A 24,585-nucleotide genomic window follows, 5' to 3' on the forward strand; every position below is an offset into this window, starting at 1 on the left:
CGTTACACCCGAATTTGCGGTTTGAGCGCGCCGACATTGCGTTCGCGCACCACGCCGTACCACAGGCCCAGGCCGTAGGCGAGGTCGTCGACGCGCTTGAGTAACACGTAGGTCAGCACGCCGATGGGTTCGGCATCGCCGGCGTCGCCATCCCTGGCCTCTTTGCGGCGCAGCCAGTCGACCACGCCGTCGATGATCGCGGCGACCAGCACGACCCGCCGACAACGCCGAAACAGCAGGGCCGCGACCAAGGTCACCGGCCAGTAGTGCCGGCACATAGCCGACGCCAACTGCAAAGCCGCGGAACATAATCCGCGTGTGGTGACTACCAGCACATCCGACAGTGAGGTGTCGGCGCTGCGCATGGTCCTGGCGATGCGGCGACCGGTCACCACCGCGATGACCAGCGACGCCAGCTGCCAAAGCCCGGTGCCCAGTGACATCAGGATCCAGGCCGTCAGGGCCCAGCCGGAAATCACCAGCGGCGCGGTCTTGTCGGGGTGCCGCACCGACAGGGGCGCGGCCGAACCGCCGTAGAAGGCCTTGCGCGCGATCCAGTCCCGTAGCTGGGTGCGATGGTCGTGCGCGACCAGCGCGATCGGCTCGTAGCGCAGCCGGGCGCCGGCTTCGATCAACCGCCAGCACAGGTCGACGTCCTCCCCCGAGTGCAGCGTCTCGTCGAAACCGCCCACACCGCGCAGGGCGGCGGCACGACAGACGATCGCGGCGCTCGGCACATAGGACACCGGGCTGTGCGGTAACACCGGCGCCTCCCGCAGACCGAGATCGAGCGACGAGCGCACCGCCTCGTAACGAGCCACCAGGTTCTCGCTTTGCGCCATCCCGACGATGCGGGGCGCGACCAAGGCGACGGTGGGATCACAGAAGTGGCCCAGCAGCGCTTCGAGCCATCCCCGGCGTGGCGCCACGTCGGAATCCAGGAATGCCACAAAGTCGGTGGCGCAGGCCGCCAGACCGGTGTTACGTGCCGCCGCCGGACCCTTGCTGCGCGGGTGATGCAGCACCTCGATGTCGCAACGCGCCCCGGGAAAGTCTTCTAACTCGACCGGGCACGCCGACCCGTCGTCGACCACGATGACGCGCAATCCACGCAGTGAGGCCACCAGCCGGCGCGCACCAGATATGTTGTCGCGCACCGGTATAACCACGGTGACGTCGCGATGCGAGGGACCGCTGGCGGGGCGCGGATGCGCCACCGTGGCATCCAGCAGGGTGCGGGCCAGCTGCGCGCTGAGCTCGTCGCGTACCTTGAGCCGGCCGTCGGAAAGCATGTCCTGCGCGGCGGGAGCCAGCCGCAGCAGCCGGGTCGGTGAACCACCGAGCAGGGCCGAGCCGTCGCCGAGCACCCGCACGCGGCGGTCGACCTGCACCGCGAACCCATCCGGCAGTCGGGTCTGGGTCATGCCAGCATTCCGTCGGGTCCGGGCAACCACCGGGCGATCCGACGCCGGCAATCATCGACCATCTCCGCGAAGATCCGTCTCCCCGCCGCCGCCGTCGCCGTGGTCGGGTCGCCCAGCACCCCGGTCGGGCTGACGGCCGCGACTCCGCCGCGCCGCATCGACGGCAGCAATTCCGGCAGCGGCGCGCCGTTGCCGGCCAGCAACCGGTCGGTCAGCACATCGTCCGGCGAAATATGCAGCAACACCGATGTTTCGGTGTGACCGGCATGGGCGTCGGTGCCCACGGCGCTGCACGAGCACCATCCGGCGTCACGACCTTCGGAGCGCAGCAGGCCGACCGCGCGGCGCAACGCCTCGACATTGCCGCCGTGACCGTTGACGAAAACCAGCCGATCGGCCCAGCAGCTGGCCGACCTGCCGTACTCCACCAGCAGCACGGCCAGCGCGTCGATACCGATGGAGATGGTCCCGGCAAAACTCTGATGCTCACCGCTGGCGCCGTAGGCGATCGCGGGAGCCACCAGCCAGTCCGGCCGGGACATGCGCGCGGCCACCGCCCGGGCGACGGCGGTCGCGATCCGGGTGTCGGTATCCAGTGGCAGGTGCGGTCCGTGCTGTTCGGTAGACCCTAATGGAACCACTATCGACGGCGAGATGCTTGGTAGCTGGCTCGACGTCGAGTTCCCCAGTTCGCCGCGTACGGGCACTCGCCGATGGTAGGCCGAATTTACCTGCCGTGCACCGATTGTTACCTCTTCTACTGAATTTTTTTCGGCGCCACCGATATTGACGCAGCCGGAATTTACTTGGAAGTTACACACCCAATGCCCGAGCGAAACCGGCGGGCACGATGATGTCGTCCGGCCGCAGGTCATGGACCGAACTATGCGCGAGACCCATCAGCGCCGAGTCGATGCCGCTGCGCAGGATGTCGAGGACGTTTTCCACGCCGGCTTGGCCGTTGGCGGCCAGTCCCCAGAGGTACGCGCGGCCGATCATCACCGCGCGCGCTCCCAACGCCACCGCCTTGACGACGTCGCTGCCCCGCCGGATACCGCCGTCCAGCAACACCTCGATCTGGTTGCCCACCGCTGCCGCCACGGCGGGCAGAGCACGAATCGAGGCGGGCGTGCCGTCCAGGTTGTTGCCGCCGTGGTTGGATACCGATATCGCGGAAACGCCGGCGTCGACAGCTCTTTTGGCGTCGTCAACCCGCATCACTCCCTTGAGCATGAACGGGCCACCCCACAGCTCGCGCAGCCAGGCGATGTCTTCCCAGGTCGGCGGCGGTGTGCCCAGCCACTCGCCGTAGGCGGCGAAGAACGTTGGCCCGGGTTCGCCGCGGCGGCCCTGATTGGGCACCCGCAGATCCGGTGGGCGCAGCGTCTTGCCGAACTTCCACAACCAGCGCGGCCGGACGATCGCCTCCGGGAACCGCTGTACCACCGACCACAAGCTCATCTCTTCGGGGATCTTGGGGCTACCCCAGTCGCGCCCATGCGAGAACGACCAGTCGGTGGTGACGATCAGCCCCACCGCTCCGGCCTGCCGTGCCCGTTCGACACGTTCGGCGATGGCGTCGCGGCCGCCGAGCCAGTAGATCTGGAAGAAGATCTTAGGATTGGCGGCGACGACCTCCTCGATCGGTTTGCTGGCGAACGAAGACAAGCCCATCGCGGTGCCCCGGGACGCCGCCGCCCGGGCGACGGCCACCTCGGCGTCGGGATCGACCGCCTGCACACCGGTCGGTGAAATGATCACCGGCAGCGAAATGTCTTGGCCCATAACGGTCGTGGCCAAGTCACGCTTTTCCGTCGCACCAATGACGTGTGGCGCGAGGCCGAGTTCAGCGAATGCCGCGACATTGTCGGCGACCGTGATTCCGTTTTCGCTTGCCGCGATCAGCGACGAGTACACCGACTTGGGCAATCGCCGTTTTGCGCGTTGCTGGGCGATCGCCACCGTTTCGAACCAGGCATCGGCCATGACTACAGCGGGCTTTCGTTGCAGAGCCTGGCCGGCGGGTGCGCCGGCGGACGGACGGTCAGCGTCAGGGGCACCGGTCCATTCTTCTTCCGGGAGTGGTCGACGCGGGGGCGCGGGGTATCGCGGTCCCGGGCCAGGGCCGGCATACCGTGTCCTTGGACGCATTCGGGATCCGGCCCGTCCAGCGGCAGGCCGGTGAAGAACTTGGCCGCCATGCAGCCGCCTCGGCAGCTGTCGTAGTGCCCGCAGCTGCCGCAGGCGCCCGCGGACTGCGGCGCCCGCAGTTCACGAAATAACGGAGCGTTCTTCCAAACGTTGTCGAAGCCAGTCCCAAAACCGGAGTCGGACAACACGTTTCCGGCCAGGAAGCGCTCATGGATGGCGAACGGGCAGGCATACACGTCGCCCACCGGGTCGATCAGGCAGACCACCCGACCGGCGCCGCACATGTTGAGGCCGGCCAGCGCCCCGGATTCGCCCAGCGGGGAAAGGTGGAAGAAGGAATCGCCGGTGAGCACCTTCTCGCCGTTGAGCACCAGCCAGTCGTAGAGCTGCACCTGCTGATCGGCGGTGGGGTGCAGGTCCTCCCAGACATCGGCGCCCCGCCCCGACGGGCGCAGCCGGGTGATCCGCAAGGTGGCGCCGTAACGGCTTGCCAGCGCAGCGAATTCGTCGAGCTGGGAGACGTTGTGGCGGGTGACCACCACCGAGATCTTGGCGGCTCCGGTCTTGCCGAAGCCGGCCTTGGCCAGGTTCTCCAAAGCGCGCACCGCCATCGCATATGACCCGGTGCCGCGGACCGCGTCGTTGACCTCGGCGGTCGCGCCGTCGAGGGATATCTGGACGTCGACGTAGTCGCTGGCCGCCAACCGCGCTGCCACCTCGGGGGTGACCCGAACGCCGTTGGTGGAGAACTTCACGCCGACGCGGTGGGCGGTCGCGTAATCCACCAGCTCCCAAAAGTCGGGACGCACCGTGGGTTCACCACCGCCGATGTTCACGTAGAACACCTGCATGCGTTCCAGCTCGTCGATGATGTCCTTGCACTGGCGCGTGGACAGCTCGCGCGGATCACGTCTGCCGGACGACGAAAGGCAGTGCACACACGCCAGGTTGCAGGCGTAGGTCAGCTCCCACGTCAGACAGATCGGCGCGTCCAGCCCGTGTTCGAACTGCTCGATGAGCCGGGGCACCGTCACCGGCCCTCCCGCGGAACCAGCATCGCCGAAGCGGCCAGCACACCCAGCGCATGCAGATAGGGACCCTGCGCCGCGTCGTCGACACCCGCGCCGCGACATGCGGAGCGCACGTCGGGGTAGTCGGCCAGCGACTGCACCACCGTGAGGATGGTGCGATTCTTCAGAAACGACAGCTTGCGGGTGCCGAAGTGATACAGCAACGCACCGAACGGCTCGGGCCGAACCGCCACCTGCGGATGCAGTCGCCAGCCGCGATCCGGGTCGAAGTCGTCCGGCACGCCCGGCGGCGATGCGGGCCGCGTAGCGGCCCGAGGAGAAGCCGGGCAATCCGGCACCGCGTCAGTAGACCCCGCACATGCCGTCAATGGAAACCTCTTCAACCAGGGTCTCGGTGACGAGCTCGACGTCGGTGTCAGTCTCGTGGTCCACGTGGATACCTTTCGTCCTGGGTCGTCCCGGGCCTCGACAATGTGAGGTGGTACTGGTCACACTGATCGCCAGAATATGGCATCGAGTGCCGAAATGAAAGGGCGGGGTCTGATGCTGCACCAGTCGCGGGTGGGCCGGCGCCGCTCGACGACGAAGCATCACATCACCGACGTTGCCATCGAGTTGTTCGCCGCCCGCGGTTTCGCCGAGGTCAGCGTCGACGACGTCGCACAGGCGGCCGGCATCGCCCGTCGCACCCTCTTTCGCTACTACGCATCCAAGAACGCGATTCCGTGGGGTGACTTCGACGCTCACCTCGCGCAGTTACAGCACCTGCTCGACAACATCGATCCGCAGATCCGACTAGGCGCGGCCTTGCGCGCGGCGCTGCTGGCGTTCAACACCTTCGACGACTCCGAGACCGTCCGGCACCGCCAGCGCATGCGTATCATCCTGGAAACTGCTGAGCTGCAGGCATATTCGATGACGATGTATGCCGGCTGGCGAGCGGTGATCGCCGGGTTCGTGGCCCGCAGGCTCGGCGGCAAGACCACCGACCTATTGCCTCAGACCATCGCCTGGACGATGCTCGGGGTCGCTTTGAGCGCCTACGAATACTGGCTGGGTGACGAATCCGTCTCGCTGCCCGAGGCACTCGGGAATGCCTTCGACGTCGCCGGCGCCGGATTGGACCGGCTGGGATGAGCGGCCCCACGAACAGGGAGCACCTGCTGCACACCCTGCGATCGCAGGGACGGTTCTGCGCCGGCTCCGGCTCGCCGATGTACGGCGACCTGTCCGAACTTGTGGCCGCCGACGTCGAAGCGGGCGGGGTCTTCGCGACCATCCTGGCCGGCCACGAGGACGACCCAGCACGCCACGCGGTGCCGCTGCGTCTGCTCGGCGGCCTGCACCGGTTGGTGCTCGACGGCCGGGCGCCGACGTTGCGCCGCTGGTATCCGAGCACCGGCGGCAGCTGGGATGCCACAGCCGCCTGGCCAGACATCGTGCGCGTCGCGGTCAATCGCACCGATGCGTTGCTCGCGGCCCTGGACCAACCACCACAAACCAACGAGGTCGGCCGATCCGCCGCGCTGATCGGCGGCCTGCTACACGCCAACCACGAATTCAACTTGCCGATAAGACTTTTCGAGATCGGTGCCAGCGCCGGTCTGAATCTGCGGGCAGACCGGTACCGCTACCGCTACGACGGCGGCCAGTGGGGACCGGCCGAGACACCGGTGACGATCGACGACGCGTGGCACGGTCGGTTGCCGCCGCCCGCTGCGGTGCGCATCGTCGAGCGCCACGGCTACGACATCTCGCCCATCGATGTGACCGACGCCGACGGCGAATTGACCGTGCTGAGCTTCGTCTGGCCCGACCAGCACGCCCGACTGCAACGGCTGCGTGGCGCCATCGAGGTCGCCCGGAAGGTTCCGGCGCAACTGCACCGTCGGACCGCGGCCGAGGCGGTCGGCGCTCTGACACTGGCCGACGGCGCGCTGACGGTGCTGTGGCATTCGATCACCTGGCAGTACCTGTCCGCCGACGAGCGGGCCGCGATCCGCGCCGCGGTCGAGCATCTGGGCGCGCAAGCCGGCACCCGCACCCCGTTCGCGCACCTGACGCTCGAGCCGGCGCGCAGCGGACCCGGCAGTCCGCTGAAGTTCCTGATCCGCGCCGCCAGCTGGCCTGACGGGCGGATGCGGGTCCTGGGCGAATGTCATCCGCATGGGCCGCCGGTGACCTGGCAGTAGTGTTTGTCGCGCCTACATCGCGGGCCTGTCTGCCGATCGGACGACATTACCCGCGCCATTAGGGGGCCACCGCACCGGCACGCACCGGACCATCAGCCCCGAGGAGACATGGCAGGCCGTACAACCCCTGCTTTCCGCCGCCGGTATCACTCGCGTCGCCGATATCACCTGGCTGGACAGTCTCGGTATTCCCACCGTGCAGGCGGTGCGCCCGGCGTCACTGACGGCATCGGTGAGCCAGGGAAAAGCGACCAGCTACCGCGCGGCCAGGTTTCGGCCGTGATGGAGTCGCTGGAGTATTGGCATGCTGAGAACGCCACCGCCGACTTGAGGTTTACCTCCGCCGATGATCTCGACCCGGCGTTGACCTACGATTCCGGTTCGCATCACCGCGGCGCCGGGCTCGACCGGATGGCCGCGACAACTCTGCTGGCCGTGGTCCGTTGTGGCGGTGGATATTTCGGTGAACGACCGGTGGGAACCACCGATGTTCACCATGCACACCCAAGGCTGGCGTCCGGCAACAGCTATTGCGAGGCCGCTTTACACGGGCTGTACGAGATCATGGAACGACATGCCGTGGGTACGGCGGTGGCCGGATCGACGATGTGGGCTGTGCGGCCACCGGATCTCGATGGCGCTGACTGCGCCGATCTGGTCGACCAGGTTCATCGAGCCGGCAGTCAATTGCGCATTGCCCGCCTGGACGTGTGGCAGGACCATTACTGCTTTGCAGCCGAACTGATTTCACCGACATCGAGCGTGCAGTTCGGCGGCAGCGGCTTGCAGCATGACCCGAAGGTGGCCTTGTCGCGGGCGATCACCTTGGCCGCTCAATCCCGGCTCACCGCTATCAGCGGCACGCGTGAAGACATCCCGGCAACGATCTATGAGCGGCTCACCGAAGCGCCGGCCGCCAGCGATGTCCGATCGGCAACCCGTATTCCGGTGGCGGCCCCGGCGTCGTGGTGGGTACCGGACACCGATTCGTTGCCGACCCTGGTAGCAGCAGCCGCGACGGCGGTTGCGCGTCGGACCGGGATAGAAGCGGTGGCGGTGGTGTGCGATTCCCCCGGCGCCTGCGTTCCCGTCGTGAAAGTCGTCGCGGTCCGGCCTGTCGTTGTCCTCGGTGGCGTCACCGATGCGAACCCCGCTGCAGGAGGTCGGCTGAGCGTGCCCGAACGCGAGCTCGCCGTCGGCCCGGCCGAGTATCCTCGGATGCTGTTGTGAGCGCGACACCGATAGTTCTGTGCGGCAGCAACTACGGCGCCTGCTACGTCCCGTCGCTGCAGGAACTGACCGACTCGTTCGAGTTGGTCGGCATACAAGCCGCCGGCAGCGAGCGTTCCGCGCGGCGACATGTTCCGCTCTGGACAAGCGTCGCCGAAGTTGCCGACGAGGCGCGGGCCGCCATCGTCGCGCTTCCGCCGCCAACCCCGGGAATGGTGACCGCACAGCTGCTGCGCCGCGGTGTCCACGTCCTGATGGAGCACCCGGTGCGCGCCGACCTACTCCGGAACTGCGTCAAGACGCCTTGTCGGCGAAGGTGATTCACGCCGTCAACTGCCACTTCGGGGAGCCCGGCGCGTGCGTTCGTCGGCGAATGCCGTCAGCGCCGTGCGTCGAACCCGCCGACGTACGCCTCCGTCGTTACCGCGCCCCGATCGGCGTATGCCACATTCGATCTGCTCGGGCGTGGGCTCACTGGCCGGGTCGGCACTGGAGCGCGAAGTGGCGCCTAGCGCTACACCACAACACCCGTTCACGAGCTTCCGCGGGGTGATCGACGACGTGCCGGTACGCGTGCAATGCAGCCATGACGTCGGCGCCGCCGACGACGGGAGCGACAGCCCCGTGCCGCAGCGCATCGAAATCGGATTCCCAGACGGCAGTCTGCTGCTGCACTCATACGCCGGCCCGGTCATCTGGCTGCAGACGTCCGAATGCAGTTGCGCGGCACCACGATCCGCTGTGGCAAACGTGCGCACCGGAGATTACACGTTTTCGGGATTGATGGACGAGCGTGTGCAGGCGAACCGTCGAGCGTTACGGGAATTCCGTCAGCAAATCGACACCGGAAATCAGCCGGACCACCAGACGGCCGAATGGCTGACCGCCGTGGCAGAGCTGGCAACGGCCACGCGGACCCGTCAGACCCTCGCTGAATGAGGCTCAACCGGCATCCGGTGATTCCAGCACTTCGGAGATGGGCGCGCCGGCGGCGATCTTGGACCGCAGCTTCATGACCTTGCCCGGCATCGCGCCACCTACGACACCGACCAGCACACCATCGCGCTCGTAGTAGGCCAGGAACCTTCGGCCGTCGTCCTCGACGAGGTGGACGATATCGGTGGCGTGCGGCTCACCCAGGCACTGGATCTTGACGTCATACTGATCGCTCCAGAAATAGGGGACGACCACGTTGGACGGTACATCGCGGCCCAGCATCGCCGGCACCACCACCCGGGCCTGGTCGGCAACATTGCTCCAATGTTCCACGCGCACTTGGTGTCCCATCGGATCCCGCCAGGAGGCGACGTCACCGAGCGCCCATACGTTGGGCGCACTGGTGCGTCCGGCTGCGTCACAGATCACGCCGTTGTCGACTTTGACGCTGCTTCCGTCGAGCCAGCGGGTCGCCGGATGCGACCCGATTCCGACAACCACCAGGTCGGCCGGCAGTTCGGTGCCGTCGGTCAGGACCACCATGTCGACATGGCCCGCACCGCGGACCTCGGCCACGCCGATGCCGGTGCGCACGTCGACGCCCTCGGCCCGATGCAGACGGGCGACCAGCTGACCGATCTGCTCGCCGAGCACCGACGCCAGCGGCGTTGGCTGCGGCTCGACCAGCACCACGGCCACACCCAGACCGCGCAGGCTGGCAGCCACCTCGCAGCCGATAAAGCCGGCCCCGACGACGACGGCGCGGGTGGCGGCCGACGCGTGGGAGCGCAACGCCATGCACTCGTCGTAGGACCGCAGCACCCGAATGCCCTCGATGTCCGGGAACGTCGGAATCCGCCGCGGCACCAGACCGGTCGCGATGACGAGCTCGTCGTAGCCCAACACGGTTCCGTCGGCCAGGGTCAGTGACTGCGCGACGGTGTCGAGGCCGGTGGCCGCCGAACCCAGGCGAAGGGTGATGTCCTTCTCGTCGTACCACTCGCGGGGTTTGAGGGCGACGTCGTCGACCTCCTTGCGCAGCACTTCCTTGGACAACGGCGGCCGATCGTAGGGGAGGTGGACCTCGTCGCTGACGATCGTGAGGCGACCCGCGTAGCCGGCCCGGCGCAGTTGCTCGGCGGTCCGGGCTGCGGCCAGTCCCCCACCGACGATCACGATCCCGTTACCAGAACCGGAGTCCGGGCTGGTCTCCGGGCCCGCGTCAACTTCGTTTACGCTTTCGCTACTGGTCACCTGCAGTTCATACACGATCGCGCGTCAGTACTTCAAGGCGCCCTTGTCGACGGGTATCTGCGTTCCGGTCAGCGTGCCCGAGCCGTCGCCGGCCAACCACACGACCACGTCGGATACCTCATCGGGGGTCATGAATCCCTTGGGCTGCAACGGCATTGGCGGAAAGCTGTGCACATAGCCGGGGTGCTTGGCAAATATCTGCATCATCACTTTCGGCTCGATCATCGGGCTGTCGACCGAATACGGGTGGATGGAGTTGACCCGGATCCCGAATTCGCCGAGCTCGAGCGCCAGCGTGTTGGTCAACGCAACCAATCCGTGCTTGCTCGCCGCGTAGTGTCCGTTACCCGGCGTGGCCTTCAGCCCCGCCGCAGAGCTGACCACCACGATCGACCCGCCGTTGCCCGCCTCGATCATGGCGGGCACCGCGGCGCGTAGCGTCTGCCAGGTGCCGGTGAGGTTGATCCCGACGACGGTGTCCCACTGCTCATCGGTGAGTTCCCAGAGCCGCCCCCAGCCCAGCACTCCGGCATTGGCCACCAGGATGTCCAACCGACCGAACGCCTCGATGCCATCGGCCACCAGCTGCTGTAGCGCCGCGCCGTCGCGGACATCGGCCTCGCGCGCCAGCACCTTGCGGCCCTCCGCCTCTACCGCGCGGACGGTCTCGTTGAGGTCCTCCGGCGTGGCCGCGGGGTAGGTGAGACAGTCGGACGCCGGCGCGCAGATGTCCAGCGCGATGATGTCGGCCCCCTCCCGGGCCAGCCGCACCGCGTGCGACCGTCCCTGAGCGCGGGCAGCTCCGGTGACGAATGCGACCCGTCCCTGTAGTGATCCAGCCACGTGCACCCCTTTCGCCGCCTGTCAGGCTAGCAGCGGAATTGGAACGTGTTCTAACGCCCGGCAACGGGGTGACGACGCGGCCCGGGCCGGCGGTGTGGCCCACCGAAAGCCCTACCCGAGCGGGCTGGACGGCCGCTCGGATCGCCGCTACTGGGTCCAACGGGCCGGCGACTGGCCCGCTCAGATCTCGGCGATGATCTGGGCGCGCCGGCTGGCGTACTCCTGATCGTTCACCACGCCGCTGGCCCGCAGCGACTCCAGCTCCTGCAGCCGCTCGGCGATCGACGCCTGCGAGGCGGCCGGCTGGGATGCCGGCGCCTGCTGCTCGGCCGCCCGTCGCACCACCGCTTGGATCTGCTGGCGCAACGCCGGATTCGACCGGATGTCGACCATTCGGTTGAGTGGAATGCCATTGGCCTTCAGGATCTGCAGGATCTCCATCAGCGGGCCGGCCTGACCGCTCAAGTCGTAGGTCTTGTTGTCCTCGGCCAGGGTGAACTGCGCCGGGAGCAGGCCGTTGACCAGAGAGCTGCGCTCCCAGTCGATCAGGTATTGCTGGGTGGTCGGATCGACCAGGACGACGAGCTTGCGTGCGGTCAGGTTGCCGAGCCGGGTCACGCTGGCGATGACCCGGTCTTCGCTGTCGAACGGCATGATGCCGGGTCCGGCGATGTGCAGGTGCACCTTGACCACTGGTTGGTCGTTGATCCGGGTCCCGGTTTCGGTGAGGCCGGTGATTTGCGCGAGCACCAATACGCCGCGCTGCTCGAGTTCGGCCGTCTTGGCCGCCGTCTTGGCGCCCCAATTGGTCAATGCCAGCGCGATCAGCACATCCGCCACGGTGATCAGGAGACCGACATAGAACATCCACGACAGCAGGCTGCCCACGCCCAGCGTGAAATAGACGATCAAGAAGATCGGCCCGACCAGACCGCCGCACAACAGCACCAACAACTGCATCTTGATATAGCGCGCCAGCATGTGCCTGCTCCTCGCTTTACGGTTAGGTCGTGTCAGATTAGCGCGCATGCTCGGCTACCGATCACATACTGCGCCGCGGCCCCGGTCGCTTGCCGAGGGCAACAAGCACCAGGCCCGGATTGCCGTGATCGGCAATCCGGGCCTGGTGATGAACCGGTTAGCGCTACTTGATGATCTTGGTGACCCGGCCGGCGCCGACGGTGCGGCCGCCTTCACGGATCGCGAACCGAAGACCTTCGTCCATAGCCACGGGCTGGATCAGCTTCACCGCGATGTTGGTGTTGTCACCGGGCATCACCATCTCGGTGCCCTCCGGCAGCGTCACCACACCGGTCACGTCGGTGGTGCGGAAGTAGAACTGCGGACGGTAGTTGTTGAAGAACGGCGTGTGCCGGCCGCCCTCGTCCTTGGACAGGATGTAGACCTGGCCCTCGAACTCGGTGTGCGGGGTGGTGGTGCCGGGCTTGATGACGACCTGGCCGCGCTCGACGTCCTCACGCTTGACGCCACGCAGCAACAGCCCGACGTTGTCGCCGGCCTGGCCCTGGTCGAGCAGCTTGCGGAACATCTCCACACCGGTGACGGTGGTCTTGGTGGTCGTCGGGCGGATGCCGACGATCTCGACTTCCTCGTTGACGTTGACCACGCCGCGCTCCACACGACCGGTGACCACGGTGCCGCGGCCGGTGATCGTGAAGACGTCCTCGACGGGCATCAGGAACGGCTTGTCGGTCTCACGGACCGGGTCGGGGATCGACTCGTCGACCGCATCCATCAGCTGCTCCACCGACTCCACCCACTTGGGGTCGCCCTCGAGGGCCTTCAGTGCCGAGACCCGCACTACCGGGGCGTCCTCGTCGAACTCCTGCGCGGCCAGCAGCTCGCGGACCTCCATCTCGACGAGCTCGAGCAGCTCCTCGTCGTCGACGGCGTCGGCCTTGTTCAGCGCGACCAAGATGTAGGGCACACCCACCTGACGCGCGAGCAGCACGTGCTCACGGGTCTGCGGCATCGGGCCGTCGGTGGCGGCGACCACCAGGATCGCACCGTCCATCTGAGCGGCGCCGGTGATCATGTTCTTGATGTAGTCGGCGTGGCCCGGCGCGTCGACGTGTGCGTAGTGCCGCTTCTCGGTCTGGTACTCCACGTGCGCGATGTTGATGGTGATACCGCGCTGACGCTCCTCAGGCGCGTTGTCGATCTGGTCGAACGCCTTCGACTCGTTCAGGTCCGGGAACTTGTCGTGCAGGACCTTGGTGATAGCCGCGGTCAGGGTGGTCTTGCCGTGGTCAACGTGACCGATGGTCCCGATGTTGACGTGGGGCTTGGTCCGCTGGAACTTCGCCTTCGCCACTTTTGTGTCCTCCTGGACTGTTGGTGCTTATAAAAGCAGTTTTGATGTTTTTCAGTTATGCCGCGGTGTTGACCGGGCTAGCTTACGCGCAACGCTCGGCTCACTCGCCCGTCGCCTTCGCTGTGCTCATTGCTCGACTCCTTGCCGAGTAGGCTTGTCCCGATTGCTCGGGTCCTCACTCGTGAGCTTCGCTCACTCGCCGTCACCTCGCGCCGCCTACTCGCCCGTCGCCTTCGCGATGATCTCCTTCGACACCTGAGCCGGCACTTCGGCATAGGAGTCGAACACCATCGAGTAGTTCGCCCGGCCTTGAGTCTTGGACCGCAGGTCGCCGACGTAGCCGAACATCTCCGACAGCGGCACGTGCGCCTTGACGACACGCGAACCGCCCCGCTCCTCCATGGCCTGAATCTGACCACGGCGGGAGTTCAAGTCGCCGATCACATCGCCCATGTAGGTTTCGGGCGTGGTGACCTCGACGGCCATGATCGGCTCCAGGATGACCGGCTGCGCCTGTGCCGCCGCCTTCTTCAGCGCCTGGGAACCGGCGATCTTGAATGCCATTTCTGAGGAGTCGACCTCGTGGAAGGCACCGTCGAGCAGGGTGACCTTCAGATTCACCAGCGGGTAGCCGGCAAGGACGCCGTATTGCATGGCGTCTTGGGCTCCGGCATCGACCGACGGGATGTACTCGCGCGGGATACGGCCACCGGTGACCTTGTTCTCGAACTCGTAGGTCGCACCGTCTTCGCCGGTGAACGGCTCCAGTTTGATGATCACCTTGGCGAACTGGCCGGAGCCGCCCGTCTGCTTCTTGTGGGTGTACTCGACGGTGTCCACCACGCGGCGAATGGTCTCCTTGTAGGCCACCTGCGGCTTGCCGACATTGGCCTCGACCTTGAACTCCCGACGCATCCGGTCCACCAGGATGTCCAGGTGCAGCTCGCCCATCCCGCCGATCACGGTCTGACCGGTCTCTTGATCCAGATGCACCTTGAAGGTGGGATCCTCCTCGGCCAGCTTCTGGATCGACAGGCTCAGCTTCTCCTGGTCGCTCTTGGTCTTGGGCTCGATGGCCACCTCGATCACCGGGTCGGGGAAGGTCATCGACTCGAGCACGATCTGGTTGTTCGGGTCGGCCAGCGTGTCACCGGTCGTGGTGTCCTTGAGGCCGATCACCGCGTAGATGTGGCCGGCGCTGGCCCGTTCGACAGGGTTCTCCTTGTTGGAATGCATCTGGAACAGCTTGCCCAGCCGCTCCTTTTTGCCCTTGGTGGCGTTGATGACCTGGCTGCCGGACTCGACGGTGCCCGAGTACACCCGGATGTAGGTCAACTTGCCGAAGAACGGGTGAGTCGCGATCTTGAACGCCAGCGCGGCGAAGGGCTCGTCAGTGGTCGCATTGCGGACGACCTCTTCGTCCTCCTTGCCGGGCGGGTGGCCGATGGCCGGCGGCACGTCCAGCGGCGACGGCAGATAGTCCACGACGGCGTCGAGCATCGGCTGCACGCCCTTGTTCTTGAAGGCGCTGCCGCACAGCACCGGGTAGATCTCACTGGCGATCGTCAGCTTGCGGATCCCGGCCTTGATCTCGGCGACGGTGAGTTCCTCGCCGCCGAGGTATTTCTCCAGCAACTCCTCGTCGGTCTCGGCGACGGTCTCGATCAGCTTGGTGCGGTATTCCTCGGCCTTTTCCTGCAGGTCGGCCGGGATTTCGATGGTGTCGTAGGTCTCGCCCAGCTTGGTCTCGCCGCGCCACACCTTGGCGTTCATCTCGACCAGGTCGACGACGCCCTCGAAGTCGGCCTCCGAGCCGATGGGCAACTGGATCGGCACGGCGTTGGCCCCCAGCCGCTCCTCCATGGTGCGCACCGAGAAGTAGAAGTCGGCGCCGATCTTGTCCATCTTGTTGACGAAGCAGATGCGCGGCACGTCGTACTTGTCGGCTTGGCGCCAGACTTGCTCGGACTGCGGCTCGACGCCCTCTTTCCCGTCGAAAACGGCGACGGCCCCGTCGAGCACCCGCAGGTTGCGTTCCACCTCGACGGTGAAGTCGACGTGTCCCGGCGTGTCAATGATGTTGAGCTGGTTGTCTTTCCAGAACGTCGTCGTCGCAGCAGAGGTGATGGTGATGCCGCGCTCCTGCTCCTGCTCCATCCAGTCCATCGTCGCGGCGCCGTCGTGCACCTCACCGATCTTGTAGTTGATGCCGGTGTAGTACAGGATTCGCTCGGTCGTCGTGGTTTTGCCGGCATCGATGTGTGCCATGATGCCGAAGTTGCGGACCCTGCTCAGGTCAGTTAGCACGTCCTTCTGTGCCACAGAAGTCTTCCCACTCTTTCGGTTGCGTATTTAGTTCGCGTTAGTTCGCGTTAGTTCGCTGTCGGTTGCGCCCGGCCGCTTTTCGCCGGCGGCTCTCACCAGCGATAATGCGCAAAGGCGCGGTTCGCCTCGGCCATCTTGTGGGTGTCCTCACGCCGTTTGACAGAGGCCCCGAGGCCGTTGCTGGCATCCAGAATCTCGTTTGCCAACCGTTCGATCATCGTCTTCTCCCGGCGTTGCCGCGAGTAGCCGACGAGCCAGCGCAGCGCCAACGTGGTCGACCGGTCCGGGCGCACCTCGACCGGCACCTGGTAGGTCGCACCACCGACGCGGCGGCTGCGGACCTCCAAGGCCGGTTTGACGTTGTCGAGAGCGCGCTTGAGGGTGATGACGGGATCGGTGCCGGTCTTGTCGCGGGCATGTTCGAGCGCACCATAAACAATGCGCTCGGCCAACGATTTCTTCCCCTTCAGCAGAACCTTGTTCACCAGTTGGGTGACCAGCTGCGACCCGTACACCGGGTCGTTGACCAACGGACGCTTGGGCGCCGGCCCCTTGCGCGGCATCAGCTCTTCTCCTTCTTGGCGCCGTAACGGCTGCGAGCCTGCTTGCGGTTCTTCACTCCCTGGGTGTCGAGCGAACCGCGGATGATTTTGTACCGCACACCGGGCAGGTCTTTCACCCGGCCGCCACGGACCAGCACCATCGAGTGCTCCTGCAGGTTGTGACCCTCGCCGGGGATGTACGCCGTGACCTCGACCTGGCTCGTCAGCTTCACCCGCGCGACCTTGCGAAGCGCCGAGTTCGGCTTCTTCGGAGTGGTGGTGTACACCCGGGTGCACACGCCACGGCGCTGCGGGCTGCCCTTGAGGGCCGCGGTCTTGACCTTGGCGATCTTGTCCCGACGACCCTTTCGGACCAGCTGCTGAATGGTTGGCATCTACCGGCTTTCTGTGTCGCTGTCTGAGGGTCCGGTACCGGTCCCCGTACTGTTAGTTGTCAAGTCTTGTACTGCAGTTATGCCCTGCCTCGGAATAAACGTCGTATAAACGCCGTACCCCGCTGCCGGGTGTGTCGCATGCGGTTGGCCTCCGAACTCAATCCGCCTCGTCCTTGACATCTCGGTGACATCATGGACATGCGAATTGGCCCGGCATCCACGCCCTCAAGTCGGGCGCTGTAGGCCGCCAGGCACGAGCAACCACAATACCGCTCGCCGGTCAGGCAGGTCAAAGTGGTGCCCGGACCAAGCGGAGATCCGTTACCCGGGCGTCCCCAATCAGCGTTAGGCCTGCTTGGCACCGTGCTCCGCGGTGCGCTTTTCCATCCCCGCCGCCAGGCGCAACACCATGTCGGAGAACACCGCGTCGGTATCGATCTCATCCATCACGCCGGTCATTTCCAGCAGCACAAACCCGTGTAGTGCCGACCAGAACTCCAGCGCCGCGTAAAAGGCCTCTTCGCCTTCCAGGCCGTAGGACGACAACACGGCGATCACCGGCGCGGCGGCGCTTCTGGTCGCCGCGGCGTAGTCGGGATCGTCGCCGCCCAACGGCATCCGGGTGAATGCCGAGTACCGACCGGGATGGTGGTGGGCATAGCTGCGGTACGCACCGGCCATCACCAATACCGCGTCATCGCGGGCGCGCCCCTCGCCAACCCTGTTCAGCATCGTGATGATGTCGTCGATCACCCGCACCCGCACCGCGCGGCGCAGGTCTTCGAGGCTGTCCACGTGGTTGTACAGCGACGGCCCCTTGGTCCCCAGTTGGTTGGCCAGCGCGTTGATGGTCAGCGAATCCCAGCCCTCCCGGTCCAGGAAAGTCAGGGCGCCCTCGACGATGGTGTCTCGGCTCAACTTGGCCGGCCGCGCCGCAACTTTCACGGCACGCTGGCGCCCAGCCGTCGACGGGGGTTCCGGCGAAGCTGCCATGACGATCGTCCTTCAATTGCTCCACGTGCGAATGACAGTGGGTCATCGCCGCTGCGGTTGTGGGAGGTCAACGGTGGGTCAACTAATGACTCTAGTTGACGCGACCGTGGATCGACCGGGCCAAACGCGGCCGCGGCGGGGTGCCAACCAAATGAGCTCAACGCTGTCGTCGGGCAGGGGACTACACCTAGGCTAGGTGCACACCTCAATCGAGCACCGATCACGCGCCCAACGGAGGGGGGCCCGCTGTGAAATGGACAACCGCCGCCGCGTCACTGGCCAGCTGCGTCGTCACCATCGTCACCACCGCCGTCACGTCAACCGCGCTACCACCGGCCGCGCACGCGAAAAATGGCGACACCCATATCACCGGCGAGGGCCTCGAGCAGGTCTTGGACTGCAACGATTCCACGCTGTTGGTCAACGGCACCGCCAATATCATCACCGCGAAGGGAACGTGCTGGGCGGTGACGGTGATGGGCTCGTCCAACACCGTCGTTGCCGACACGGTGATCAACGACATCACCGTCTACGGTTGGGATCAGACGGTGTTCTTCAAGAACGGCGATCCGTTCATCTGGGATCGCGGCCGCGAACTGGGTATGGTCAACCGGCTCCAGCGAGTGGGCCCCTAAGGAATCGAGGAGCCTATGCGCGCTCACGTCCCTACCTCGCGGCTGTCCGCGATCGCTCTGACACTGGCACTGGGCGCAACGGCCGTCGGGCTGGTCGGCTGCAGTTCGACGGCCAATCCCCCGCCGGCCACCAGCAGCTCCGCAAAGCCCACAACCGCGACGAGCAGCGGTACCGCGGCGCCGTCCACATCGGCCGGCCCCCCGACAACCGCATCGATCGAGATCGGCAACACGCTGAACTACGGATCGATCGGGACGACCGCCACCCTGGACTGCGCCGACGGCAAGTCACTGAATGTCGCCGGTTCGGAAAACACCCTGACCGTCAACGGCACCTGCTCGACGGTGACCATCGGCGGAACCAACAACAAGATCACCTTCGACAAGATCGACCAGCAGCTGAGCGTGTTGGGGCTCAACAACACCATCACCTACAAGAACGGTGACCCGAAAGTCGACAACATCGGATCGGGCAACACCATCAACAAGGGCGGCTGACGCGCCGTCGGGTCACGCCGGCGCGCCGTGGCGGCCGGCACCCCCCGCGAAGCGTGCGGCCCCCGCCGAGGCCTCGGCCGCCACCCGGGAGATGCTGGCGAATTCCAGATCGAGCGCCGCCGACTCCGGCAGTCCCCATTGGTGCAGCACCGACAACCGATCCGACCGCAGACACTGCTGAGGCAGGGCCGCCAACTCGGCCGCCATTGCCTCGGCCGCCTGCCTCGCCTGCCCCTTGGGCACCACCCGATTGGCCAGTCCCATCGCCAGCGCCTCATCGGCCGCCACCGCCCGGCCGGTAAGGATCATGTCCATCGCCCGGCTGTGCCCGATCAGCCGCGGCAGCCGCACCGTGCCGCCGTCGATCAGCGGTACGCCCCAGCGGCGGCAGAACACGCCGAACACGGCGCCCTCCTCGGCCACCCGCAGGTCGCACCACAAGGCCAATTCCAGACCACCGGCTACGGCGTAGCCACTGACGGCGGCGATCACCGGTTTGGACAACACCATCCGCGTGGGCCCCATCGGACCTGGCCCCGTCCGGTGTACGGCATTGGCCTCCGCTGTGCCGAAAGCCTTCAAATCGGCTCCGGCGCAAAAGGTTCCACCATTGCCGCACAGCACCGCTACCGATGCGGTGTCGTCGCGGTCGAATTGCTCGAACGCTGAGTAGAGCGCGGCGGCCGTCGGGCCGTTGACCGCGTTGCGTGCCGCCGGCCGGTTGATGACCACCGTGGTCACCGAACCGTTGCGGTCCACGTGCACCAGATCGCTCATGTCGCCTCCAGGAGTTGGGATGTGTCAAGGCGTTTCGCCAGCTCGATGGCGAAGTCGTGGTATGCCTCACGCAGCCGGGTTCCCGGCCACTGCGCGGGCAACAGCTCGGTGGGCAGCATCGGGTCGGTCAGCAAATGACGGACCATCGCGGCGGCCACCGCGAAGCGGCCGGGAATGTCTGCCGCGTGGGAGATCTCCTCCAGCAATTGCTGGCCGGCGTCGGCCCACTCGGCGAGGTCCCATAGTCGCGCGGCCAGCTCGGTGGGTGCGTCATCGCGCGCTCTGAACACCCGCACCCGGGCGCGCATGTCGGGGGCCAGTTTCAGGTCGAGATTGTCGGGACGAAGCCACACCCCTTCACGCAGTTCACCGAACCGCTTGTCCTGCAGGGTGGTTCGCAGTGCAGCGCGGGTGCGGGCGTCGTCGCCGACACTGGTGACGACGATCATGTGCCAGTAGCCGTGCCAGGCCCGTACCGGCGAACGCATGGCCTCATCCTGGCGCCGCTGGCGGGCCAGCAACCGATCCGAAAGCCGATACCCGTCGGCGGACCGGACCAGATCACCGGCGCTCACCATGCGGGTCAGCGCCACCCGCAACGCCGTTTCCTTGATACCGAAATCGGCGGTAAGCCTGATTAATTCGCTGGCACTGGCCCACGCGGGATGCGCGCCGAGCAGCACGCTGAGCACCACGGACCGGGCGGTCATGCGCGCCAGCGATTTCGGCATGAAGCTACACTCCTGACGCTTTCCGGCCGTAGTCCCCGAACGGCTCGTCGCGGTGTTTGACCGCATCCCGGAAGCCGTGCTCGACCGCGTCGGCGACGAAGGCGTGTCCCTCGGGCGTGTGCCGGGCGATGCCGTCGAACACCGTGCTGACCATTCTGCTGGTGGCCACACCCTGTTGCAGCAGAGCCGAATTGAGCGCCAGCTTGATCATGACCAGCTGATTGACCGGCAGCGCGGCGATCCGCTGCACCAGCCGCTCGGTGCGTTCGTCGAGGTCTTTCGGATCCGGCGCCTCGACGGCGAGGCCCCATTCGGCCGCTTGGGCGCCGGTGAGGCAATCGCCGGTGAACAGCAGGCGTTTGGCACGCTGGTCACCGAGCCGGTGTGCCCACAACCCAGCCGCGGGTACACCCCAGACCCGGGTCGGCGGGTAGCCGATCTTGGCGTCGGCGGCGGCGATCACCTGATCGGCGTGCAGCGCGATGTCGGTGCCGCCGGCCACGCAGTAGCCGTGGATCTTGACCACCGTCGGCTTGTCGGCATGCATCAGGCTGGAGAACCCGCGCACGAACCGGCTCATCATCTGGTAGTCGATCATCGGGTCCCAGGGCTGGTTGGGCAGGTGGTTGACGGTCTGGGTCTTACCGTCCAGCACCGTGCCCTGGTATGCGCCGGTGCCGCCCGCCGAGCCGGTGCGATCCGCGTAAGCGGACAGGTCGAAGCCGGCGCAGAAACCGTCGCCGCGTCCCGAGACCAGAATGACGTGCACGTTGGGATCGAGGTCAGCGCGCTCGACCAGCGCCGACAACTCGAGCGGGGTATCCGCGACGATCGCGTTGCCCTTCTCGGGCCGGTTGAACGTGATCCGCGCGACCCGGTCGGTGACCTCGTAGGTCATCGTTTTCAGATTGTCGAACTCGACCGGTCGGATCGCGTGTGTCATCCCTTGACTAAAGCACGCTCGAGGATGGGGGCCAGATCCAGTCCGGTCGGCATGGTGCCGAAGGCCCCGCCCCACTGGCCGCCGAGCCGGGTGGCCAAGAACGCCTCGGCGACGGCCGGATGCCCGTGGCGCACCAGCAGCGAGCCCTGCAGGGCCAGGCAGATGTCCTCGGCGATCTTGCGGGCCCGGTATTGGATGGTGTCGAGGTCACTCAGCTGCGGCCCTAGCTTCTCGACATGGCCGTCCAGCCGGGCGTCCTGTCCCGCGCTCTGCGCCAGGTCTTCGAACAGCACCTCGACGCATTCGGGCCGAGTTGCCATGGCCCGCAACGTGTCCAGTGCGCTGACATTGCCCGAGCCCTCCCAAATGCCCATCAGCGGCGCCTCGCGGTACAGCCGCGGCATACCGGAGTCCTCGACATAGCCGTTGCCGCCCAGGCATTCCAGCGCTTCGGCGGCGTGCGGGGTGGAGCGCTTGCACACCCAGTACTTGCTGGCGGCCAGGCCGATGCGGCGCAGCAGCGCTTCTTTGTCGTCGCCGCGTGCCGCGTTGTCGGTGGCCCCGGCCATCCTCATCGCGACGATCGTGGCCGCCTCGGCCTCCACTGCCAGGTCGGCCAGTACGTTGCGCATCAACGGCTGGTCAATGAGGTAGGCGCCGAACGCCTTCCGGTGCTGAGCGTGGTGGATGGCCCGGGTCAGCCCGGTACGCATGCTGGTGGCGCTGCCCAGGGTGCAATCCAGCCGGGTGAGGTTGACCATTTCGATGATGGTGGGGACGCCGCGGCCCTCCTCGCCGACCAGCCACGCGATGGCGCCGTCGTATTCGACCTCGCTGGAGGCGTTGGCGTGATTGCCGAGCTTGTCCTTCAGGCGCTGCAGCAGCATCCGGTTGCGGGTGCCGTCGGGCAGGATCCGCGGCAGCATGAAGCAGGACAACCCCTTTGGGGCCTGCGCGAGCACCAGAAAGATGTCGCACATCGGCGCGGAGGTGAACCACTTGTGGCCGGTCAGGCTGTAGGTGCCGTCGGCGTTCGGGGTCGCCTCGGTGGTGCCGGCACGCACGTCGGAGCCGCCCTGCTTCTCGGTCATCGACATGCCCGCGGTGATACCGCGTTTCGTGGTGGCGAGCTTGAGCTCCGGATCGTACTCGCGGCTGGTCAGCAGCGGCTCGTAAACGCTGGCCAGCTCGGGGTTGTGGCGCAGCGCCGGGACGACGGCGTAGGTCATCGAGATCGGACAGATATGGCCGGGCTCGACGGTCCACACGGACGTCTTGGCGGCCCGCACCACGTGGGCGCCCGGCCGGTCGTCGGCCCAGGGCGCGGCGTGCAGCCCGTGCGCGATCGCGGTGCGCATCAGTTCGTGGTAAGCCGGGTCGTATTCCACCTCGTCGATGCGGTGGCCCACCCGGTCATGGGTGTGCAGGACGGGCCGGTTGCGATCGGCCAGCTCACCCCAGCGCTGGGCTTGGTGGCCGCCCGAGATCGCCCCGAGCTCGTTCACCTCGTCCAGTCCCCACTGTCCGCCCTCGCGGATCAGGGCTTCGACAAGCATCGGAGAAGTAGCGGGATTGTGGTTGTCCAGCGGCGGGACCTGATTGGTGACGACATGGGTGTCTGGCATGCCACCAATATTACATTTTCCTGACAACCGTACAAGAGGTGTAATGGTCTTGCTCAGCTGGGATGGGCGACGAAGAACTCCCACAGCATTTCGGTGGCCACCGATGGCCACTCATGGCCACCGTCGTCAACGGTGACCAGCACCACGCTGCGGTTGTTCGGGCATGCGGCGCTCGACGTGGTAATCCGGCCACTGGTCGTGGTGGCAGGGGTCGCACATTGATCAACATTGCGCCAGAACGCATTCAGCTCCTCGACCGGCGGCCCGTCGATCTGGGCGAAGCCGGCCCCCGGCCCGCCGAAGTAGCGGACAAGCGGATCTCCGGTGCCGTGAATATGCATGACCGAGGCCGGATGCGGGGATGGGCACGGGTCCAGTTGCGTTCCCGAAACCGGGCCGATCGCGGCGAAGATCCCGGTGTTGCAGGCCAGGGTATAGGCCATGATGGCGCCGTTGCTCATGCCGGTGGCGTAGATCCTGGTCGGTTCGACGGGCACGTTCGCGGCGACGTCGGCAACCACCGCCCTGACAAAGGCGACGTCGTCGACGCCTTCGCGTGCGGACCGGCCGCAGCAGCCGCCGCCGTTGGCGTTCCACGCTCTGTTCAGACCGTCGGGGTAGGCGACGACGAACTTCTCCGAATCGGCCAATTCGTCCCAGTCGTAAGATCTTTCAGCCTGTCGGGAGCTGCCGAAACCGCCGTGCAGCATGACGACCAGCGGTGCCGACGAGGGCAGTCCCGCGGGCTTGTAGAGTCGGTAGGAGCGCTGGACTCCGCCGACGTCGATGGTATGGAAGCTGGTGCCGTTTCCGAAGCCGGCGGGCGGCGGGGGCGGAGCGTGCGCGCAGCCAACGAGCATTCCCACGACGCCCAGCAGCGTGACGAACCGGCGAACCATAGGTTAACGGTAGGCCCGCGACACTTGCTTAACGAGTTTTAAATGAGCCGTGAAATCAGCCGTTGACTTTTTCCCGCAGAAACGCGATGTCGTCCTTGCGGCCCTCGTCGGCGGTTTCGCAGATCACCGGGGCATCGGCGGCCTTCACCACCGCGACCAGGTGGTCGGGATCGATCTGACCGTTGCCGATGTTGGCGTGCCGGTCGGCGCCTGAGCCCGCGGCGTCGCGCGAGTCGTTGCAGTGCACCAGGTCGATGCGGCCGGTCAAGGCCTTGATCCGGTCGACCGCGTCGATCAGCTGCTCACCCGCGGCCCAGGCGTGGCAGGTGTCCAGGCAGAAGCCAATTCCCTTGTCGCCGATGCGATCCCACAGCCTGCCGATGGTATCGAAGTAACGGGCTATCGCGTGGTCGCCGCCCGCGGTGTTCTCCAGGTACACCGGCACGTCTGTTTCGAGGTAGTCCAGCGCCTTGACCCAGCGCTCGAAACCGGCCTCCATGTCGTTGTCGTCGGCGTGGCCGCCGTGCACGATGACCGCCGTCGCGTTGATGGCCGCGGCCGCGTCACAGGTGTCCTGCAGGATCTTGCGCGACGGGATGCGGATGCGGTTGTTCGCCGATGCGACGTTGATCAGATACGGCGCGTGGACGTACAGCGGAAATGTCGACGCCTTCAGCGTCTCGGCGTCGTCTCGCGGCTTGGGCTTCTTCCAGCTCTGCGGGTTGCCGAGGAAGAACTGCACCACGTCGGCGCCGTCGGCCTGGGCGGCGGCCAGGGGATCGTCCGAGTGGACATGGGAACCTATCAGCACCCGGCCAGTGTAATG

26 protein-coding genes and 1 pseudogene are annotated in these 24,585 nt (G+C 66.3%); 7 read left to right on the forward strand and 20 right to left on the reverse strand.

Translation table 11 applies throughout. The features are described 5' to 3' along the window. Nucleotides 1–2: 2 nt before the first annotated feature. The 6 genes from mftF to mftA form a co-directional block, all read right to left on the reverse strand. Nucleotides 3–1,424 (reverse strand): mycofactocin biosynthesis glycosyltransferase MftF, encoded by a 1,422-nt coding sequence (mftF, locus tag CDN38_RS09095; RefSeq protein WP_075511114.1) that lies wholly within the window; start codon nt 1,422–1,424, stop codon nt 3–5. After that, nucleotides 1,421–2,170 (reverse strand): mycofactocin biosynthesis peptidyl-dipeptidase MftE, encoded by a 750-nt coding sequence (gene mftE / locus CDN38_RS09100; RefSeq protein ID WP_075511143.1) that lies wholly within the window; start codon nt 2,168–2,170, stop codon nt 1,421–1,423. The genes mftF and mftE overlap by 4 nt, the downstream gene beginning before the upstream one ends. Before the next feature lie 67 nt (nt 2,171–2,237). Further along, entirely contained in the window at nt 2,238–3,410 is a 1,173-nt protein-coding gene (gene mftD / locus CDN38_RS09105; protein WP_075511115.1) for a pre-mycofactocin synthase MftD, read from the reverse strand. A gap of 2 nt (nt 3,411–3,412) precedes the next feature. Next, nucleotides 3,413–4,609 (reverse strand): mycofactocin radical SAM maturase, encoded by a 1,197-nt coding sequence (gene mftC / locus CDN38_RS09110; protein WP_099318910.1) that lies wholly within the window; start codon nt 4,607–4,609, stop codon nt 3,413–3,415. Further along, a complete protein-coding gene (gene mftB / locus CDN38_RS09115) occupies nt 4,606–4,887 on the reverse strand; it encodes a mycofactocin biosynthesis chaperone MftB (RefSeq protein WP_075511116.1) in 282 nt (93 codons plus the stop codon). The genes mftC and mftB overlap by 4 nt, the downstream gene beginning before the upstream one ends. A gap of 61 nt (nt 4,888–4,948) precedes the next feature. Continuing rightward, entirely contained in the window at nt 4,949–5,038 is a 90-nt protein-coding gene (gene mftA, locus CDN38_RS09120) for a mycofactocin precursor MftA (protein WP_036395329.1), read from the reverse strand. Nucleotides 5,039–5,149: 111 nt separating this feature from the next. On the opposite strand from mftA, the gene mftR reads away from it, so the two are divergent. The 5 genes and pseudogenes from mftR to CDN38_RS09145 all read left to right on the forward strand — a co-directional run bounded on the left by mftR (nt 5,150) and on the right by CDN38_RS09145 (nt 8,967). Further along, nucleotides 5,150–5,743: a mycofactocin system transcriptional regulator MftR gene (gene mftR, locus CDN38_RS09125; protein WP_075511145.1), complete on the forward strand. Its 594-nt coding sequence runs from the start codon at nt 5,150–5,152 to the stop codon at nt 5,741–5,743. Continuing rightward, nucleotides 5,740–6,798 carry a DUF2332 domain-containing protein gene (locus CDN38_RS09130; protein ID WP_075511117.1) on the forward strand — a complete coding sequence of 353 codons (1,059 nt, stop codon included), beginning with the start codon at nt 5,740–5,742 and terminating at the stop codon, nt 6,796–6,798. The genes mftR and CDN38_RS09130 overlap by 4 nt, the downstream gene beginning before the upstream one ends. A gap of 16 nt (nt 6,799–6,814) precedes the next feature. After that, nucleotides 6,815–7,969 (forward strand): annotated as a pseudogene (locus tag CDN38_RS09135) (YcaO-like family protein). Nucleotides 7,970–8,024: 55 nt separating this feature from the next. After that, entirely contained in the window at nt 8,025–8,348 is a 324-nt protein-coding gene (locus tag CDN38_RS09140; protein ID WP_075511118.1) for a Gfo/Idh/MocA family oxidoreductase, read from the forward strand. Between the two features lie 229 nt (nt 8,349–8,577). Then, a complete protein-coding gene (locus CDN38_RS09145) occupies nt 8,578–8,967 on the forward strand; it encodes a hypothetical protein (protein ID WP_142361259.1) in 390 nt (129 codons plus the stop codon). 3 nt (nt 8,968–8,970) lie between these two features. Here the strand turns inward: CDN38_RS09145 and CDN38_RS09150 are convergent, their stop codons facing one another. The 8 genes from CDN38_RS09150 to CDN38_RS09185 form a co-directional block, all read right to left on the reverse strand. After that, nucleotides 8,971–10,224 carry an NAD(P)/FAD-dependent oxidoreductase gene (locus tag CDN38_RS09150; RefSeq protein WP_408633063.1) on the reverse strand — a complete coding sequence of 418 codons (1,254 nt, stop codon included), beginning with the start codon at nt 10,222–10,224 and terminating at the stop codon, nt 8,971–8,973. Nucleotides 10,225–10,242: 18 nt separating this feature from the next. Continuing rightward, nucleotides 10,243–11,061 (reverse strand): mycofactocin-coupled SDR family oxidoreductase, encoded by an 819-nt coding sequence (locus tag CDN38_RS09155; RefSeq protein WP_075511147.1) that lies wholly within the window; start codon nt 11,059–11,061, stop codon nt 10,243–10,245. Nucleotides 11,062–11,241: 180 nt separating this feature from the next. Next, on the reverse strand, nt 11,242–12,042 hold the full coding sequence (locus tag CDN38_RS09160) for an SHOCT domain-containing protein (protein ID WP_075511120.1): 801 nt from the start codon (nt 12,040–12,042) through the stop codon (nt 11,242–11,244). A 163-nt stretch (nt 12,043–12,205) separates the two neighbouring features. Then, complete coding sequence (tuf, locus tag CDN38_RS09165) at nt 12,206–13,396, reverse strand: elongation factor Tu (RefSeq protein ID WP_023370882.1); 1,191 nt, start codon at nt 13,394–13,396, stop codon at nt 12,206–12,208. Nucleotides 13,397–13,612: 216 nt separating this feature from the next. Next, nucleotides 13,613–15,718, reverse strand: a complete 2,106-nt coding sequence (gene fusA / locus CDN38_RS09170; RefSeq protein ID WP_075511121.1) for an elongation factor G — start codon at nt 15,716–15,718, stop codon at nt 13,613–13,615. 95 nt (nt 15,719–15,813) lie between these two features. After that, nucleotides 15,814–16,284, reverse strand: a complete 471-nt coding sequence (gene rpsG, locus CDN38_RS09175; protein ID WP_023370878.1) for a 30S ribosomal protein S7 — start codon at nt 16,282–16,284, stop codon at nt 15,814–15,816. After that, nucleotides 16,284–16,658 (reverse strand): 30S ribosomal protein S12, encoded by a 375-nt coding sequence (gene rpsL, locus CDN38_RS09180; protein WP_007167812.1) that lies wholly within the window; start codon nt 16,656–16,658, stop codon nt 16,284–16,286. Before rpsL ends, rpsG begins: the two co-directional genes overlap by 1 nt. A gap of 345 nt (nt 16,659–17,003) precedes the next feature. Next, nucleotides 17,004–17,651, reverse strand: coding sequence for a TetR/AcrR family transcriptional regulator (locus CDN38_RS09185; protein ID WP_075511122.1), 648 nt, complete (start codon nt 17,649–17,651; stop codon nt 17,004–17,006). 248 nt (nt 17,652–17,899) lie between these two features. On the opposite strand from CDN38_RS09185, the gene CDN38_RS09190 reads away from it, so the two are divergent. Together CDN38_RS09190 and CDN38_RS09195 are read left to right on the forward strand one after the other, a co-directional pair. Continuing rightward, nucleotides 17,900–18,286, forward strand: a complete 387-nt coding sequence (locus tag CDN38_RS09190) for a DUF3060 domain-containing protein (protein WP_075511123.1) — start codon at nt 17,900–17,902, stop codon at nt 18,284–18,286. A gap of 15 nt (nt 18,287–18,301) precedes the next feature. After that, the gene (locus CDN38_RS09195) at nt 18,302–18,784 is read left to right on the forward strand and encodes a DUF3060 domain-containing protein (protein ID WP_075511124.1); all 483 of its coding nucleotides are present in this window, start codon (nt 18,302–18,304) and stop codon (nt 18,782–18,784) included. Between the two features lie 12 nt (nt 18,785–18,796). Here the strand turns inward: CDN38_RS09195 and CDN38_RS09200 are convergent, their stop codons facing one another. Genes CDN38_RS09200 through CDN38_RS09225 form a run of 6 tightly spaced genes read right to left on the reverse strand, consistent with a single transcriptional unit; the run spans nt 18,797 to nt 24,570 of the window. Then, complete coding sequence (locus tag CDN38_RS09200; RefSeq protein WP_075511125.1) at nt 18,797–19,561, reverse strand: crotonase/enoyl-CoA hydratase family protein; 765 nt, start codon at nt 19,559–19,561, stop codon at nt 18,797–18,799. After that, nucleotides 19,558–20,280, reverse strand: a complete 723-nt coding sequence (locus CDN38_RS09205; RefSeq protein ID WP_099319359.1) for a PaaX family transcriptional regulator C-terminal domain-containing protein — start codon at nt 20,278–20,280, stop codon at nt 19,558–19,560. Before CDN38_RS09205 ends, CDN38_RS09200 begins: the two co-directional genes overlap by 4 nt. Before the next feature lie 16 nt (nt 20,281–20,296). Further along, on the reverse strand, nt 20,297–21,235 hold the full coding sequence (locus tag CDN38_RS09210; RefSeq protein ID WP_075511127.1) for a crotonase/enoyl-CoA hydratase family protein: 939 nt from the start codon (nt 21,233–21,235) through the stop codon (nt 20,297–20,299). Continuing rightward, the gene (locus CDN38_RS09215) at nt 21,232–22,860 is read right to left on the reverse strand and encodes an acyl-CoA dehydrogenase family protein (protein WP_075511128.1); all 1,629 of its coding nucleotides are present in this window, start codon (nt 22,858–22,860) and stop codon (nt 21,232–21,234) included. Before CDN38_RS09215 ends, CDN38_RS09210 begins: the two co-directional genes overlap by 4 nt. Before the next feature lie 53 nt (nt 22,861–22,913). Continuing rightward, entirely contained in the window at nt 22,914–23,759 is an 846-nt protein-coding gene (locus CDN38_RS09220; protein WP_075511129.1) for an extracellular catalytic domain type 1 short-chain-length polyhydroxyalkanoate depolymerase, read from the reverse strand. Between the two features lie 55 nt (nt 23,760–23,814). Beyond that, nucleotides 23,815–24,570, reverse strand: a complete 756-nt coding sequence (locus CDN38_RS09225; protein ID WP_075511130.1) for a deoxyribonuclease IV — start codon at nt 24,568–24,570, stop codon at nt 23,815–23,817. Nucleotides 24,571–24,585: the final 15 nt, after the last annotated feature.

Source organism: Mycobacterium ostraviense (assembly GCF_002705925.1).
Classification (GTDB): domain Bacteria; phylum Actinomycetota; class Actinomycetes; order Mycobacteriales; family Mycobacteriaceae; genus Mycobacterium; species Mycobacterium ostraviense.

What these genes read in the sequence shown, in the direction of transcription:
- mftF (WP_075511114.1), bottom strand. Translation starts at nt 1,424, where the DNA reads ATGACCCAGACCCGACTGCCGGATGGGTTCGCGGTGCAGGTCGACCGC.
- CDN38_RS09160 (WP_075511120.1), bottom strand. Translation starts at nt 12,042, where the DNA reads ATGCTGGCGCGCTATATCAAGATGCAGTTGTTGGTGCTGTTGTGCGGC.
- rpsG (WP_023370878.1), bottom strand. Translation starts at nt 16,284, where the DNA reads ATGCCGCGCAAGGGGCCGGCGCCCAAGCGTCCGTTGGTCAACGACCCG.
- CDN38_RS09220 (WP_075511129.1), bottom strand. Translation starts at nt 23,759, where the DNA reads ATGGTTCGCCGGTTCGTCACGCTGCTGGGCGTCGTGGGAATGCTCGTT.
- mftD (WP_075511115.1), bottom strand. Translation starts at nt 3,410, where the DNA reads ATGGCCGATGCCTGGTTCGAAACGGTGGCGATCGCCCAGCAACGCGCA.
- CDN38_RS09185 (WP_075511122.1), bottom strand. Translation starts at nt 17,651, where the DNA reads ATGGCAGCTTCGCCGGAACCCCCGTCGACGGCTGGGCGCCAGCGTGCC.
- CDN38_RS09130 (WP_075511117.1), top strand. Translation starts at nt 5,740, where the DNA reads ATGAGCGGCCCCACGAACAGGGAGCACCTGCTGCACACCCTGCGATCG.
- mftR (WP_075511145.1), top strand. Translation starts at nt 5,150, where the DNA reads ATGCTGCACCAGTCGCGGGTGGGCCGGCGCCGCTCGACGACGAAGCAT.
- CDN38_RS09215 (WP_075511128.1), bottom strand. Translation starts at nt 22,860, where the DNA reads ATGCCAGACACCCATGTCGTCACCAATCAGGTCCCGCCGCTGGACAAC.
- CDN38_RS09195 (WP_075511124.1), top strand. Translation starts at nt 18,302, where the DNA reads ATGCGCGCTCACGTCCCTACCTCGCGGCTGTCCGCGATCGCTCTGACA.
- CDN38_RS09200 (WP_075511125.1), bottom strand. Translation starts at nt 19,561, where the DNA reads ATGAGCGATCTGGTGCACGTGGACCGCAACGGTTCGGTGACCACGGTG.
- CDN38_RS09210 (WP_075511127.1), bottom strand. Translation starts at nt 21,235, where the DNA reads ATGACACACGCGATCCGACCGGTCGAGTTCGACAATCTGAAAACGATG.
- rpsL (WP_007167812.1), bottom strand. Translation starts at nt 16,658, where the DNA reads ATGCCAACCATTCAGCAGCTGGTCCGAAAGGGTCGTCGGGACAAGATC.